Below are 11,680 nucleotides of genomic sequence, written 5' to 3'. Positions count from 1 at the left end.
CTCCACCTAAAACGCATGATGAAAATTGGAGTAATCGTTGACCACCGCAAAGTTCAGCAGCACCGCCAGCGCGCAAAACATGTTGTACCACGCCAGCTGCCGCCCGCCCCAGCCGGACCGGATGCGAAACCCCAGGTACACGGCGTACATCAGCCAGACAATCAGCGTCGCAAGCGGCTTCGGGTCCATGAGAATCCAGCGGTTGAGCACGAGCTTGCCCCAGATGACGCCGAGCACCATCGCCACCAGCAGCACCGGTACGCCGAGCGCAACCGAGCGAAACGCGAAGGTGTCGAGGCGTTCGAGCGCGGGCAAGCGAAAGTACAGCTGATTCCAGCGTTTGGCCCGCAGAACCCGATCCTGTATAAGGTACATGAACGAGTACACAAACGCAAAAGCGAAACACACGTAGCTGATCACGGCGAGCGACACGTGCAGCACGAGCAAATCCAGCTGGTGCTTCGGAAACAGGAACTTGCCTTGGCGGCCAAAGGTGTCAAACGCCACCAGCGCGTACCCGAGCACGTTGACAAAAAACAACGCCAGGCCAATCCGAAAAAAGGTGTCCAGCACCAATGTGATGAGCATCAACAACCACGACACCAAGAACAACACGTCCATCCGCGTGTATACCGCGACATAGCCAAGCGCGCGCAGCCGCATCAGCAGCAGTCCGCTCTCCAGTCCAAACGCCACAAACAACAAAACAAGCGCCGTACGGTTGACGAAACGGCGCGGTTGAATGAGATCGCTGAAAAAGAGAATCAGGCTCAGCGCGTACATCAAGTTGAACGCATCGTATAAGGCGCGCATCGCTGCCATCGAACCCTACCGCAGCGCAGGATGAAGCGGCGCGTTTCGCAGGCCCGCCGCGCGCTGCCCTTCGGCCTCGCGACGCTCCCACGCCTGTGCTGACAGGCCTGGTTCTGCGACAGCCGAATCCAGCAGCATGTCCACGGCCGGATCGGCCAACGCTTCCTCCGACACGCCAAACAGCTGCGCGAACAGCTGCACGGCATCGGCGCCGCCTTGCGCAGTGGCGATTTCCTTCATATTTCGAATCGGGTCCCGCAGCAGTTGGTTGACGATGCTCATCGCGTGTTTGCGAATCAGCTTGCGCTCGCGCTCCGACAGCTCGGGCAGCTTTCGTTCCAGGCTCGCCATCACACTGGCCTGAATCTCCGCACCCTTTTCGCGGATCGCGCTGATCACCGGCACCACACGCTGCTCCGCCAGCCACGCAACGAACGACGCGAAGGTCTCGTCAATCATCCGCCCGACCGTCTCTGCCTCACGCGCACGTTCAGCCTGGTTTGCGGCGACGACGCCCTCGAGGTCGTCAATATCATAGAGAAACACGTGGCTGGTGTGCGCCGCGGCGGGGTCAATGTCGCGCGGCACGGCGATGTCAATCAACACCAAAGGGCGGCCGCCCCGTCCCCGTACCGCAGCCTCCACTTGCTCCTTCGTAATGACCAACCCGGGTGCGCCCGTGGAGGAAATGACAATGTCCGCGGTGGCCAAGGCGCCGGCCAGCGCCGACCACTCGATGGCCGTGCCGCCAAACTCCTCCGCCAGCTGCTCGGCCCGTTCCAGCGAACGGTTGACGACACGCAGCGCCCCAATGCCATTCGCATGCAGGTGCTGGGTCGTCAAGCGGCCCATTTTGCCGGCACCGACGACAAGCACCTGTCGGCCATGCAAGTCGCCAAACACCTTTTTCGCCAACTGAACCGCCGCATAGCTGACGGATACAGCGTTTTGGCCAATGGCAGTTTCGGTATGCGCCCGCTTGCCCAAGTGAATCGCGGTCCGCATTAACTGGTTGAGAATCAAGCCGGTCGCGCCGCATTCGCTGGCCACCCGAAAGGCGTCGCGCACTTGGCCGAGAATTTGTGTCTCCCCGACAACCATCGAATCGAGCCCGGACGCCACTCTCATGAGGTGGCGCACCACGGCCTCTCCTTGCAGCCACATCACGTGCGGCAGCATCGCTTCCTCAGACATGCCGGCGCGGCGCGCGAGAAACTTCTGCAGGTAATCCCGCACGCTTTGCACAGAAGCCCCAACCACATACAGTTCCGTCCGATTGCAAGTGGACAGAACCACACTCTCAAACAGGGTCCGTGACTGTGAAAATTGGAGATAAATCGGTTCGAGGTCCGCTTCCGCGATGGCGACGCGTTCGCGTAGTTCCACGGGGGCTGTACGGTGATTCATCCCCACCATCATCAGTTGCATGCGTCCACACCTCCGAACCGCTTGTAGACATACGAGACTGGACATGCACAGATTGCAAGTCCATCCTCATTATAACATGTCTTGAAACTGGCCGATGCCCGCGAAATGTGTCAGCTCTGGAACAATTCCTGCAGGCGGTGCGCTACACCTGCCGCAGCGTCTCCAAATCCGCTTCAATCATGGTCCAGACATCATTGATGCCTGCCCCGGTCTGGCTGGAGACGGGGACCACCGCGTACGGAGTCCGCAGGATTTTTTCGATCCGCTGGACCGCCGCCCGGTGCTGACCGCGTGAAATTTTGTCAGACTTCGTCGCTACGACACACAGCGGCACGCCGAGCTGCATCAACTCGGCGTGCATGAACTGGTCATCGGCCGTCGGCTCGTGCCGGATGTCAATCAAGTGCAGTACGCGCTTCAACGGGGTACGCTGGGTCAGATACTCTCCCATCATCTTCGAAAACTGCGCGCGCGTCGTCTTGCTGACCGCCGCATACCCGTACCCCGGCAAGTCCGCGAAGCGGAACGCCTCGTTCACCACAAAGAAGTTGATTTGCTGCGTCTTTCCAGGCTTTTGCGAGACGCGCGCCAAGGCTTTCCGAGACAACAAGCGGTTCAGCAGCGACGACTTTCCGACGTTGCTGCGGCCGACAAACGCAAATTCAGGCAGCCCGTCATTGGGCCACTGCGCGGGCCGTACCGCGCTGATTTCAAATTCGGCACGCTTCACAATCACTGGTGCGTACTCTCCTCAATGTACCGCTCTTGGACCAAGTTCGGAAACGACGTATCGTCCGGGTCGAACAATCCGTTTTTCTCCCCGGTTCCGGGCAAGAGGGCTTCTGCCAGCACGTCGTCCATGTGACGGACCGGCACAAAGCGTACGGCTTCTCGAACCGACGCCGGAATGTCCCGCAGGTCGCGTTCGTTGCCTTCCGGCATCAGCACGGTTTTAATGCCCGCCCGGTGCGCCGCCAGGCTCTTTTCTTTCAAGCCGCCAATCGGCAGAACCCGGCCGCGCAACGTAATCTCGCCCGTCATCGCCACGAACCTGGAGACGGGGCGGTTGGTCAATGCAGAAGCAATCGCGGTCGCCATCGTGATCCCGGCGGACGGCCCATCCTTGGGAATCGCGCCCTCCGGCACGTGGACGTGAATGTCGACCCGTTCTGTGAAGTCGGCCGGAATGGCCAACTCCTTGCAGCGCGACCGAACATACGAGAGTGCGGTCTGCGCGCTTTCCTTCATCACGTCCCCGAGGTGACCGGTCAGCACCAGCTTGCCCTTGCCCGGCACGATGGACACCTCAATCGTCAACGTATCGCCGCCCGCCTCGGTCCAAGCCAGGCCGTTGACCACGCCGACCTGGTCGGTTTCCTCAATTTCGCCGTGACGAAAGATGGGCGGTCCCAGGAACACCGTCAGCACTTTTTCGGTGACGCTCACCCGCTTGTTCTCGCCGGCCGCAACCTTTCGGGCCACCTTCCGGCACACGGCCGCCAGCAGCCGGTCGAGCTGCCGCACACCTGCTTCGCGCGTATAGTCGCGGATGATGCGCAGCATCACGTCATCGGGCAGACGAATTTTGTCGCCCTTTAAGGCATGCTTCTCACGCTGCTTGGGAAACAGATGCCGCTTTGCGATCTCCAGCTTCTCGAGCTCGGTATACCCCGATAGATGGATGATTTCCATGCGGTCTCGGAGCGGTCCCGGGATGTCGTACACGTTGTTCGCCGTGGTGATGAACAGGACATCCGACAAGTCGTACGGGACCTCGATATAGTGGTCGGAGAACGTCGCATTCTGCTCCGGGTCGAGGACCTCCAGCATCGCCGCCGCTGGATCGCCGCGGAAGTCGCTGGCCATTTTATCAATCTCGTCCAGCAAAAACACTGGGTTGCGTTTGCCTGCCTGCTTCATGCCTTGAATGATGCGCCCAGGCATGGCCCCGATATACGTACGCCGATGCCCGCGAATCTCCGCTTCGTCCCGCACGCCCCCGAGCGAGATGCGAACAAAAGGACGGCCGAGCGACTTCGCGATGGACTTCGACAACGACGTTTTGCCCACACCGGGCGGGCCCGCCAGGCAGATGATGGGACCGGTCTGGCGTGACGCCAGTTTCTGCACCGCCAGAAACTCCAGGATGCGTTCCTTGATTTTCTCCAACCCAAAGTGTTCGTCATTGAGAATCCGCTCCGCCTTGGCCAAGTCCACCGAGGATTTGACCGACTCCAGCCAAGGCAGCCCGAGCAGCCAGTCAATATAGGTTCTGGCCACGGTGCCCTCCGCGGATGAAGCAGGAATGCGCTCCAGCCGCTCGATTTCCTTTTCGACACGCTCCCGGACCTCATTCGGCAGGGCCTTCGCGGCCAGCGCCTCGCGCAGTTCCTCAACTTCCGCGGCGCGCCCTTCGCGGTCGCCGAGTTCCTTCTGGATGGCTTTCATCTGTTCGCGCAGGTAATACTCCCGCTGCGTGCGCTCCATCTGCTTGCGGACGCGCTGGTGAATTTTGCGCTCCAGCTCCAGCACTTCCCGCTCGTCGGAGAGGATTTGCAGCAGCCGTTCGAGCCGTTCGCGCACGTCGAAGGCTTCGAGAATCTCCTGCTTTTCCTTGATTTTCAACGGCAGGTGTGACGCCACGGCATCGGCGAGACGCCCTGGTTCGTCGATGTCCAGCACACTGGCATACGTCTCCTGGTCCACCTTCTTGGACAATTTGACATACTGCTCAAACTGCTGCAGCACCGAACGGACCAGGGCCTGCAATTCTGGCGAAGCCGGAACCGCTTCGTCCGGAAACCGCTGGACGCGCACTTCAAACCAGTCCTCGGAACGAAGAAACGATTCAATGCGTGCGCGCTCGACGCCTTCGACCAGCACGCGGAAGATGCCATTTGGAAGTTTCATCATTTGCTTGACCCTGGCAATGGTGCCGACCGGATACAGGTCGTCAGCCGTTGGGTCGTCGATTTGAACGTCTTCCTGTGACGACAGCAGAATCAAGTGCTCGCCCAGCATCGCCTGTTCAAGTGCCTTAATGGACTTGTCACGGCCGACGTCAAAGTGGAGAACCATTGAAGGATATAAGAACAGCCCCCGAAGCGGGAGCAGTGGATATACGTCTTTCGCAGGTGAATCCGCGGCCATCTCCCCACCCCCATGCGTTCGCAGTGCCACGATGTGGACTATATTTTACAAAAACGGCCGGTCAAAGTCTAATCACTCGACCGGCCCCTGCACTTCCCGTGTCGTCTCAGCCAAAGTCCCGGCCTGTCTCTGGGCCGCCGGGCGTGCGGTTACGTCGTCGGCGGTGCCGCCGCGTTCATGGGCTGGGGCGGAACCACGACAGACGTGAACCCGGACGGTTTGTCATCTAATCCACCGACCAAGGACAGTTTCAGCACATCCTCGAACCGCTCTACAGGGACGATCTTCGGCGAACCATCGGCACGGAATGTCTCCTGCCAATTGTCGCGCGGGATGATGATGGTCTGTGCACCCGCCTCAATCGCCGCCTCAATCTTCGCCGGCACACCGCCCACAGGCTTTACCAGCCCGCGCAGCGAAATTTCACCCGTCATCGCAACCGTATTCAGGACTGGAATGCCCGTCACGGCGGAATACACGGCAGTAGCCATCGCAATGCCTGCGCTCGGTCCATCCACTGGCATCCCGCCCGGGAAGTTCACGTGCAGATCATAACCATTCACGTCGATTCCCATGCACCGGTTGAGCGCCGTGATCACGTTGTCGACCGAACTCTTTGCCATCGACTTGCGCCGCATGCTGCGGCCGCCGCTGCGGACGGTCTCCTCTTCGACCAGGCCTGTGATGGTGATGGAGCCCTTGCCGTTTGCGGGCTTTGCGGAGACCTCAATCTCCAGCAGCATGCCCGCGGACGGACCGTACACCGCGAGTCCGTTGACGACCCCCACCTGAGGCTGCGCATGGATGCGGTGTTCCAGACGCGGGCTGATTTGACTGAACTGGATGACCCACTGCACATCGACCAGGTAAATGCGGTTGCGCTTCTCCGTCAGGGCGAGCCCGCCGGCGATTTGCACGATATTCACCGCCTCGCGGCCGTTCGTCGCATACTTCGTGACCTCGTCAATCGCCGCGTCTTCCATCGGCATGCCCAGTTTCAAGGCGGCCCGGCTGACAATTTGTCGAATTTCTGCCTTATTCAAAGGCTTGAAGTAGATCTCCATGCACCGTGATCGAATCGCCGGCGGAATCTCCTCCGGCGACCGGGTGGTCGCGCCGACCAAGCGAAAGTCGGCTGGCAGCCCATTTTGAAAGACATCGTGAATGTGGGGCGGGATGGACGTGTCCTCGGAACTATAGTACGCACTCTCCAGGAACACCTTGCGGTCCTCCAGCACCTTCAGCAGCTTGTTCATTTGGATAGGGTGCAGTTCACCGATTTCGTCAATGAACAGCATGCCCCCGTGCGCCTTGGTCACCGCACCCGCCTTCGGCTGAGGAATCCCCGCCATGCCCATCGCGCCCGCCCCTTGATAGATGGGGTCGTGCACCGAGCCAATCAATGGGTCTGCAATCCCTCGCTCGTCGAACCTCGCCGTGGTCGCGTCCAGTTCGACGAATTTGGCGTCCGCCTGAAACGGCGACGCCGGGTTCTTCTTCGCCTCTTCCAACACCACGCGGGCCGCTGCAGTCTTGCCAACACCCGGCGGACCGTAAATCAGGACGTGCTGTGGGTTGGGTCCGCAGATGGCCGCGCGCAGCGCCTTCAGGCCGTCCTTTTGCCCCACAATGTCGTCCAGCGATACGGGCCGGGTTTTTTCCGACAATGGTTCACTCAGCGAAATCGTACGCATCTTGCGCAGCTTGTCGAGTTCCTTGCGCGATTCTTTCTCAATCGCATTGCGGTTGCTGTTTTGCGTCTTCAGGAGGTTCCAGAAATAAAGCCCGATCACCACGGCGAAGAACACCTGGATCACGGCCAAAATCGTAGCACTCACCAACAATCCCCTCTCTCGTCGGACCACCCTGCCCACCGGGCGCCCAGGTATAAACCGAAACGGATATGTTCAGTATGTCCAGGCAGATCTGCCCATAAACAGCAGACACACGTCAGTGAAGGCAGGTTTTGAATTCCTGATCGCCGACAAATGGGTGTATAATTGGTAACGGGTGAGCGCATGAATGCATATATGAAAGAATTTGCCAAGGACGCAAGACCGCTGTTCATCGGATTGGTGCTGGCTGCGGATGTCGTGGCCGCCGTCGTCCTGGGCGGCCTGCGTGGGTATCATCTCTCCATGCTCTATTACTTTTTGGGTGGTTTGCTCTTCTTTTTCATCATTGAGTACTTCATTCATCGGTTCATCCTGCACGGCTTGATGAAAATCGTGCTGCCAAAGGCCTACGAAGGACACGTGCAGCACCACATTGAACCGACCGAAATGAAGTACCTGCTGACGCCCAATCTGTACAACATTCCCGGTTACATCGCTGTTTGGGTCGTCGGCTGGCTGCTCACGAGAAATGTACCCTGCATGGCCGCATTCGTCGTTGGTACAAGTCTCTCGCAGCTCAACTATGAGTGGACGCATTTCGTTTCCCATCGTCCCATCATTCCACGGACCCGGTGGGGAAAATGGATGAAGAAGTTTCATTTGCTGCATCACTACAAAAACGAAAATTACTGGTTCGGCGTGACCCATCCCACGATGGACATCCTGTTTCACACCGATCCCGACCGTGATTCCGTACCGAAAGTGGACCCGCCGACCGAACTCCCGGCGCGGCACCGGGGCTTGTTCTAACGCTCTCACGCGCAGCTTGTTTTACAACACGCCGCGCGTGCCTGGCGCACGTACCTGATGAACTCGAACAGCCAGCTTGGCCTGCTTCGCGCCCGTCCGAATGGACGAGCCCCCTGAAGCAGGCTTTTTTCTGCCACAAAAAAGCCTCCCGGTTTCACATCACTGTTACCGGGAGGCTCTTGCATGCTGCGTCGCTGCGTCAGGCCGTTTCCTCAGACTTGCGAAGAATCTTTGTCGCCTTGCCGTCCTTGCCCAGCAGCAGAGGTCCAGCGGTGCGAGTCGCCGCTTCCTCCGTAATGATGCACTTCTTGACGTCTTCCCGTGACGGCAGTTCATACATCACGTCGAGCATGATGGACTCAATAATCGCTCGCAGTCCACGTGCCCCCGTGCCGCGCTTGATGGCTTCCTTGGCGATTGCGTTCAACGCATCCTCATGAAACTCCAGCGTCACGCCGTCCATCTCCAGCAGCTTCTGGAACTGTTTGACCAGTGCGTTCTTCGGCTCCAGCAGAATCCGGCGAAGCGCGGCTTCATCGAGTGCTTCCAACGTCGTCACCACCGGAAGGCGGCCGATAAACTCCGGAATCAATCCGAACTTCAGCAGGTCTTCCGGCAGGACTTTCGACAGCACATTATTGGAAGCCGCCTCGTTCGTGATGGAACCCGCTGCGCCAAAGCCGATGACCTTGTTCCCGAGCCGGCGCTTGATAATCGTTTCGATGCCGTCAAACGCCCCGCCGCAGATGAACAGGATGTTTGTCGTGTCGATCTGGATGAACTCCTGATGCGGGTGCTTGCGTCCGCCCTGCGGAGGAACGCTCGCGACGGTCCCCTCCAGGATTTTCAACAGCGCCTGCTGCACGCCCTCACCAGACACATCACGCGTAATCGACGGGTTCTCCGACTTGCGCGCAATCTTATCAATTTCATCGATGTAGATAATGCCCCGTTCGGCCTTTTCCACATCGTAATCGGCGGCTTGAATCAACTTCAGCAAGATGTTCTCGACATCTTCACCGACGTACCCTGCTTCAGTCAAGGATGTGGCGTCCGCAATTGCAAACGGAACGTTCAAAATGCGAGCCAGCGTCTGCGCCAGCAGCGTCTTACCGCTGCCCGTCGGTCCAATGAGCATGATGTTGCTCTTGGCGATTTCCACATCCTCGTTCTTCTGGCGGCCTGCGTTGATGCGCTTATAGTGGTTGTAAACTGCCACCGACAGCGACTTCTTTGCCGTTTCCTGGCCAATCACGTACTGGTCCAGAATCGACTTGATTTCTGTCGGCTTCGGTACGTCTTTCAGTTCAAACTCTTCGTCTTCGCCGAGCTGCTCCTCAACGATTTCGTTGCACAACTCGATGCACTCGTCGCAGATGTATACACCAGGGCCAGCAACCAACTTCCGCACCTGCTCCTGCGTCTTTCCGCAGAAGGAGCACTTCAGTTGGCCTTTCTCCTCGTTAAACTTGAACATGAGGTTCCCTCCCTTAATCGAGGTACGCACTTCCTCTGCACCACGCAAATCGGTCGTCCCAGTGCCATCCTCGGTCCTGGAGCGAGGACGCTGAACGTCCTTGCGAGTTATGACCGCGAGTGCAGAATGACCTCGTCAATCAGCCCATAGGCGCGCGCCTCATCAGCGGACAGGAAGTTGTCGCGGTCGGTATCGCGTTCCACCTTCTCCAAAGGTTGTCCGGTTCTCTCCGACAGAATGCGATTCAGCTTCTCTTTTGTCTTCAAAATCCAGTCCGCGTGAATCTTGATGTCAGACGCCTGGCCCTGGACGCCGCCAAGCGGCTGGTGAATCATGATTTCACTGTTCGGCAAAGCGTAGCGCTTGCCCTTGGCGCCTGCCGCCAGCAAGAACGCGCCCATGCTGGCTGCCATGCCGATGCACATGGTCGATACATCCGGTTTGATGTGCTGCATCGTATCGTAAATGGCAAATCCGGCGGTCACGGACCCACCTGGACTGTTGATATACAATTGAATGTCGCGTTCTGGGTCGTCAGCGGCGAGAAACAGCAGCTGTGCGACAATGGAGTTCGCGACGTAGTCGTCGATTGGCGTTCCCAACAAAATGATGCGGTCCCTCAGCAGCCTTGAGTAAATGTCGTAGGACCGCTCGCCGCGGGACGTTTGTTCGATCACGATTGGTGTCAGGCTCACAGGTATCCCTCCCCGCTTGGGTGACTTCGGGCTGGTTTGAGAAAACAAGGCACGAGTCCCGTGCCTTGTGTCATTCAGCCTTCAGATATATTGGTATTCTACACGAATTCAAACCAACTTGCCATGCTCAACGAGGAACGAAACGGTCTTTTTGGTGCGGATGTCTGACTTGAAGCCCTCGAGATTCGGATCCCGCAAGCCCAGCATCTGCCGGATGCGGTCCGTCGGCATCCCCGCGGACTCGGCAATCTTCTGCAGCTCCGCCTCGACCTCTTCATCGCTCGCTTCCAGGTTTTCCGCCTTCGCGATGGCATCCAGTACCAGCGTGGTGCGAACCGCTTGTTCAGCAGCCTCCCGGAACCGGTCACGCAGCTCTTGCTGAGTCATACCCGTGAACTCCAGGTACTCATCCAACGGAATTTGCTGCATTTGCAGCTGCTGCGCGAAGTCGCTGACCCGGTGGTCAATCTCATGCTCAATCATGACATCCGGAATCTCGACGGTCGCATTCTTCACAGCCTGTTCGACCGCCTGGTCCTCCAAGTACCGCTCATGGTCGTGCTTCGCGCGATGTTCCAACTGCTTGCGGACATCTGCCACAAACTCGTCGACCGTCTGGAACTCGGAGATTTCCTGCACAAACTCGTCATTCAGTTCACGGACCGACTTGCGTTTGATGTCGTGCAGCACCACGTGGAAAGACGCTTCTTTCGAAGCCAGGGACTTCACGTGATAATCTTCCGGGAAGGTCACGACGATGTCCCGTTCCTCGCCCGGCTTCATGCCAATCAGCTGGTCTTCAAAGCCAGCCACGAACATGCCCGATCCGACTTCCAATTGGAAGTTTTCCGCTTCCCCGCCTTCGAACGGCTCGCCGTCAATGGTGCCCTGGAAGTCGATGCTGACCGTGTCGCCCTTCTCGACTTCGCCGTCTTCAACCGGGTTGATCTCGGCGTGACTTTCCCGAATGCGGTCGATTTCCTCGCTGACCGCCTCGTCCGTGACCTCGAAAGGCTTGTCTTGAATTTCGATGCCCTTGTACTCACCCAGTTGTACTTCCGGCCGCACCGTGACAGTCGCCTTGAAAATGAACGGCTTGCCGGCTTCCACCTGAACCACGTCCACCGACGGCTGCGCGACCGGGTCAATGCCGGACTCCTCCACAGCCTTTTCATAGGCTCTCGGCAGCAAGTAGTCCACTGCGTCCTGATACAGGGACTCTACGCCAAACCGCGACTCGAAAATCTTGCGCGGGACTTTACCCTTTCGAAAACCGGGTACCGAGACCCGTTTTACAATCTTCTTGAATGCCACATCGAGTGCTTCAGCAAACTCGTCGCGCTCCACTTCGACCTCGAGCACGCCGACGTTCGCCGACGTCTTTTCCCACTTCACCGTCATTCACTATTTCCTCCCCAACACTTCATTGCAAGAGACCGTACACAAGACGCATGTGCGAGTGTTATACAGTA

General features: G+C 58.4%; 9 protein-coding genes. 1 reads left to right on the top strand and 8 read right to left on the bottom strand.

All coding sequences use genetic code 11. The annotated features are described in order from the left end of the window. Positions 1–6: 6 nt before the first annotated feature. The 5 genes from JI721_RS15215 to lonB all read right to left on the bottom strand — a co-directional run bounded on the left by JI721_RS15215 (position 7) and on the right by lonB (position 7,229). Positions 7–822, bottom strand: coding sequence for a cytochrome C assembly family protein (locus JI721_RS15215; RefSeq protein ID WP_274455697.1), 816 nt, complete (start codon positions 820–822; stop codon positions 7–9). Positions 823–828: 6 nt separating this feature from the next. Beyond that, positions 829–2,241: a glutamyl-tRNA reductase gene (gene hemA / locus JI721_RS15210; RefSeq protein ID WP_274455696.1), complete on the bottom strand. Its 1,413-nt coding sequence runs from the start codon at positions 2,239–2,241 to the stop codon at positions 829–831. A gap of 142 nt (positions 2,242–2,383) precedes the next feature. Beyond that, a complete protein-coding gene (yihA, locus tag JI721_RS15205) occupies positions 2,384–2,977 on the bottom strand; it encodes a ribosome biogenesis GTP-binding protein YihA/YsxC (RefSeq protein WP_274455695.1) in 594 nt (197 codons plus the stop codon). Beyond that, positions 2,974–5,391, bottom strand: a complete 2,418-nt coding sequence (lon, locus tag JI721_RS15200; protein ID WP_274455694.1) for an endopeptidase La — start codon at positions 5,389–5,391, stop codon at positions 2,974–2,976. The genes yihA and lon overlap by 4 nt, the downstream gene beginning before the upstream one ends. A 149-nt stretch (positions 5,392–5,540) precedes the next feature. Further along, the gene (gene lonB, locus JI721_RS15195; protein WP_407654045.1) at positions 5,541–7,229 is read right to left on the bottom strand and encodes an ATP-dependent protease LonB; all 1,689 of its coding nucleotides are present in this window, start codon (positions 7,227–7,229) and stop codon (positions 5,541–5,543) included. A gap of 180 nt (positions 7,230–7,409) precedes the next feature. Here lonB and JI721_RS15190 point away from each other — a divergent pair, with 180 nt between their 5' ends. Further along, a complete protein-coding gene (locus JI721_RS15190) occupies positions 7,410–8,036 on the top strand; it encodes a sterol desaturase family protein (protein WP_274455692.1) in 627 nt (208 codons plus the stop codon). Between the two features lie 199 nt (positions 8,037–8,235). Here JI721_RS15190 and clpX read toward each other — a convergent pair whose 3' ends face one another. The 3 genes from clpX to tig all read right to left on the bottom strand — a co-directional run bounded on the left by clpX (position 8,236) and on the right by tig (position 11,609). Next, a complete protein-coding gene (gene clpX / locus JI721_RS15185; RefSeq protein ID WP_274455691.1) occupies positions 8,236–9,513 on the bottom strand; it encodes an ATP-dependent Clp protease ATP-binding subunit ClpX in 1,278 nt (425 codons plus the stop codon). Between the two features lie 107 nt (positions 9,514–9,620). Beyond that, a complete protein-coding gene (clpP, locus tag JI721_RS15180; RefSeq protein WP_274455690.1) occupies positions 9,621–10,208 on the bottom strand; it encodes an ATP-dependent Clp endopeptidase proteolytic subunit ClpP in 588 nt (195 codons plus the stop codon). Between the two features lie 108 nt (positions 10,209–10,316). After that, the gene (gene tig / locus JI721_RS15175) at positions 10,317–11,609 is read right to left on the bottom strand and encodes a trigger factor (RefSeq protein ID WP_274455689.1); all 1,293 of its coding nucleotides are present in this window, start codon (positions 11,607–11,609) and stop codon (positions 10,317–10,319) included. Positions 11,610–11,680: the final 71 nt, after the last annotated feature.

The sequence above is a fragment of the Alicyclobacillus cycloheptanicus genome, assembly GCF_028751525.1.
GTDB lineage: Bacteria > Bacillota > Bacilli > Alicyclobacillales > Alicyclobacillaceae > Alicyclobacillus_L > Alicyclobacillus_L cycloheptanicus.
This window is presented reverse-complemented; position numbering and strand designations above follow the sequence as displayed.

Bases quoted from the DNA above. Each gene is read 5' to 3' on its own strand.
- JI721_RS15215 (WP_274455697.1), bottom strand. From the start codon at position 822: ATGGCAGCGATGCGCGCCTTATACGATGCGTTCAACTTGATGTACGCG.
- hemA (WP_274455696.1), bottom strand. From the start codon at position 2,241: ATGCAACTGATGATGGTGGGGATGAATCACCGTACAGCCCCCGTGGAA.
- lon (WP_274455694.1), bottom strand. From the start codon at position 5,391: ATGGCCGCGGATTCACCTGCGAAAGACGTATATCCACTGCTCCCGCTT.
- JI721_RS15190 (WP_274455692.1), top strand. From the start codon at position 7,410: ATGAATGCATATATGAAAGAATTTGCCAAGGACGCAAGACCGCTGTTC.
- clpX (WP_274455691.1), bottom strand. From the start codon at position 9,513: ATGTTCAAGTTTAACGAGGAGAAAGGCCAACTGAAGTGCTCCTTCTGC.
- tig (WP_274455689.1), bottom strand. From the start codon at position 11,609: ATGACGGTGAAGTGGGAAAAGACGTCGGCGAACGTCGGCGTGCTCGAG.